Genomic DNA, 2,661 nt, shown 5'->3' with positions numbered 1-2,661 from the left:
GCCGACATGGTCAAGGAGTTCGACGAGGCGCAAGGCGACCCGGAGCTGCTGCGCAAGTTCGTCAACACCTGCCTGGCGGAGTTGTGGAAGCCGATCGGGCAGGAGAGCTTCGCCAACGAGGGCCTGCTGGCGCGGGCCGAGGGCTACGGGCCGGAGGACCTGCCGGAGGCGGTCGTCGCCATCACGGGCTTCTGCGACGTGCAGGGCAACCGGCTCGAAGTGCAGCTGGTCGGATGGGGGCAGGCCGAGGAATCCTGGCCGTTCCTCTATGTCGTGATCCCGCGCGACCCCGGTCAAGCCGATGCATGGCGCGAGCTGCGCGAGCTCCTCGGGCGGACGTTCCGGACGCGCGACGGGCGGGTGCTGCGCATCGGCGCCTTCGGTATCGACACCGGCTATCACGGCAGCCAGGTGCACGCGTTCTGCCGGCGCAACCGCGGCCGCCGCATCTTCCCGACCAAGGGAATGGGCGGGAAACGCGCGCTCTGGACCGGGCGTGCCGGCAAGGCGAAGACCGGCGATCCGGTGTTCGTGATCGGCACCGACGCCGGCAAGGACGCAGTCATGAGCCGGCTGGCCATCGCCGAGCCGGGCCCAGGCTACATCCATTTTCCGGCCGACGACATGTTCGGCGCGGACTACTTCGCACAGCTCACCGCGTCGGAGCGTCGCGTCCAGCGCAAGCGCGGCGGCGTCACAATCGCGGTGTGGGAAGAGATCCCGGGCAAGCGCAACGAGGCGCTCGACACCATGGTCGGTGCGCTCGCGGTCCGTCGATCGTTGCCGAAGGCGATCCAGCGCAGCCTCGAATACGCGGTTGCGCCCGCCGTCACGCCGGCGCCGGCAAAACCTGCGGCCGACGCGGAGCGTCCGGCCGAGCAGGCCCCCGAGCCTCGGCCCGCACCATCGCCGGCGCCGCGATCCCGCGGCTGGCTCGGCGGCAAGAAATGGTTCTGACATGGCCCACGAGACCGAGATCGCCGCGCTCGAGCAGGCCTATGCGTCCGGCGTGCTGACCGTCGAGTACGACGGCAAGCGCGCCACCTACCGGAGCCAAGCCGAGCTGTTGTCGGCGATCTCGCGCCTCAAGGCGCTGCAGTCGGGCACGCCTCGTCCACGCGCCGGATTCGTGTCGTGGTCGCGAGGTGATCGGTGAAGGCCTCCATCTGGTTCGACCGCGCCGTCTCGGTCTTCGCCCCCGGGCTGGCGCTCGGCCGCGTGCGCAACCGCATCCGGTTCGAGGCGACCGTCCGCGCCTATGACGGCGCCGCTCGCGGCCGCCACACGGACGGCTGGAATACGCCGGGGACCTCGGCAGACGCCGAGATCGCCAAGGCCGGCCCGGTGCTGCGCGATCGCGCCCGCGACCTTCGCCGCAACGATCCCTTGGTCACCAAGGGCGTCGCGTCCTGGGTCAACAACCTGGTCGGCGAGGGCATCATGCCGCGACCGGCGACCGGCGACGAGACTCGCGACGCCAAGGTCAAGGCCGCGTTCGACCGCTGGTGCGACGAGTGCGACGCCGACGGGCAGCTCGATTTCTACGGCCTTCAGGCCCTCGCGGTCGGAGGCATGATCGAATCGGGCGAGATGCTGGCAAGGCGCCGCTGGCGTCTGAAGACGGACGGCTACCGCATCCCGATGCAGGTTCAGCTGCTCGAGCCGGACTTCCTCGATTCCTCGGTGCAGGGCGATCGCGGCGGGGGACTCGCCATTCAGGGCATCCAGTTCGACGCTGTCGGCCGGCGCGTCGCCTACTGGCTCTACGGCCAACACCCCGGAGCCACAGTGCTCACCACAAAGGCGCGTTTGCAGAGCGCGCCGGTTCCGGCGACCGAGATCGCCCACCTCTACGAGAAGAGCCGGACGCAGGTCAGGGGCGTCACCTGGCTCGCGCCGGTGATCCGCACGTCCCGCGATCACTCCGACTACTGGTTCGCCGAAGGGGTTCGCAAGAAGACCGAGGCGTCGCTCGTAGGCATCGTCATCGGCGAGGACGACACCGACTCCGGTATCAACCCGAAGACCGGCGAGGTGGCTTCGCCTGGTGTCGTCGACAACGATGGAAATCTCCTCGAGTCGATCTCGCCGGGCATGTTCGCCTATGCGCGGGGCGGCAAGGACATCAAGTTCACCCAGCCCGCCAGCATCGGCGGCTTTGCCGAAACCGATGCGGCCTGGGCGCGGCGCACCGCCGCCGGCCTGCGACTGCCCTACGAGCTACTCACCGGAGATCTGTCGCAGATTAACTTCTCGTCGCTGCGGGCCGGACTGATCGACTTCCGGCGGCTGGTGTCGATGCTGCAGTGGCAGGTGGTCATCCCAATGTACTGCCGCCCTCTCTGGCGGTGGTTCTGCCAGGCCGCCTACGTGGCGGGCGAGATCGACTCGCCCGACGTTCCGGTGGTATGGGCGCCACCCGCATTCAGCTGGGTCGACCCCTACAAGGACGTGCTCTCCGACGTCATGGCGATCCGCGCCGGCATCAAGACGCCGCAGGACGTGATCGCCGCCACGGGCCGCACCATGCAGGAAGTCATGGGCGAGCTGAAGGCGTGGAACGATCTGCTCGATCAGAACGACATGACCCTCGACACCGACCCGCGCCGCACCACCCTCAAGGGCCTGATGCAGAAGTCCGCGACCGAGGAGCTGATCGGC

3 protein-coding genes are annotated in these 2,661 nt (G+C 68.9%); all 3 read left to right on the top strand.

What is annotated here, in order from left to right; translation table 11 throughout:
- Positions 1-957: terminase gpA endonuclease subunit (locus tag CH341_RS30455; RefSeq protein ID WP_210208685.1), on the top strand; the 957-nt coding region annotated here is incomplete at its 5' end.
- 1 nt (position 958) lies between these two features.
- Entirely contained in the window at positions 959-1,156 is a 198-nt protein-coding gene (locus CH341_RS30450) for a phage head-tail joining protein (RefSeq protein WP_111423262.1), read from the top strand.
- Positions 1,153-2,661 (top strand): phage portal protein (locus CH341_RS30445; RefSeq protein WP_111423266.1); only part of this gene is annotated, 1,509 nt, incomplete at its 3' end. The genes CH341_RS30450 and CH341_RS30445, both read left to right, overlap by 4 nt.

Source organism: Rhodoplanes roseus (assembly GCF_003258865.1).
Lineage (GTDB): Bacteria > Pseudomonadota > Alphaproteobacteria > Rhizobiales > Xanthobacteraceae > Rhodoplanes > Rhodoplanes roseus.
Note: the sequence above shows the minus strand (reverse complement) of the source record. Positions and strands in the feature narration are given on the sequence as shown.

Excerpts from the sequence above, each read along its gene's own strand:
- CH341_RS30450 (WP_111423262.1), top strand. The coding sequence starts at position 959 with ATGGCCCACGAGACCGAGATCGCCGCGCTCGAGCAGGCCTATGCGTCC.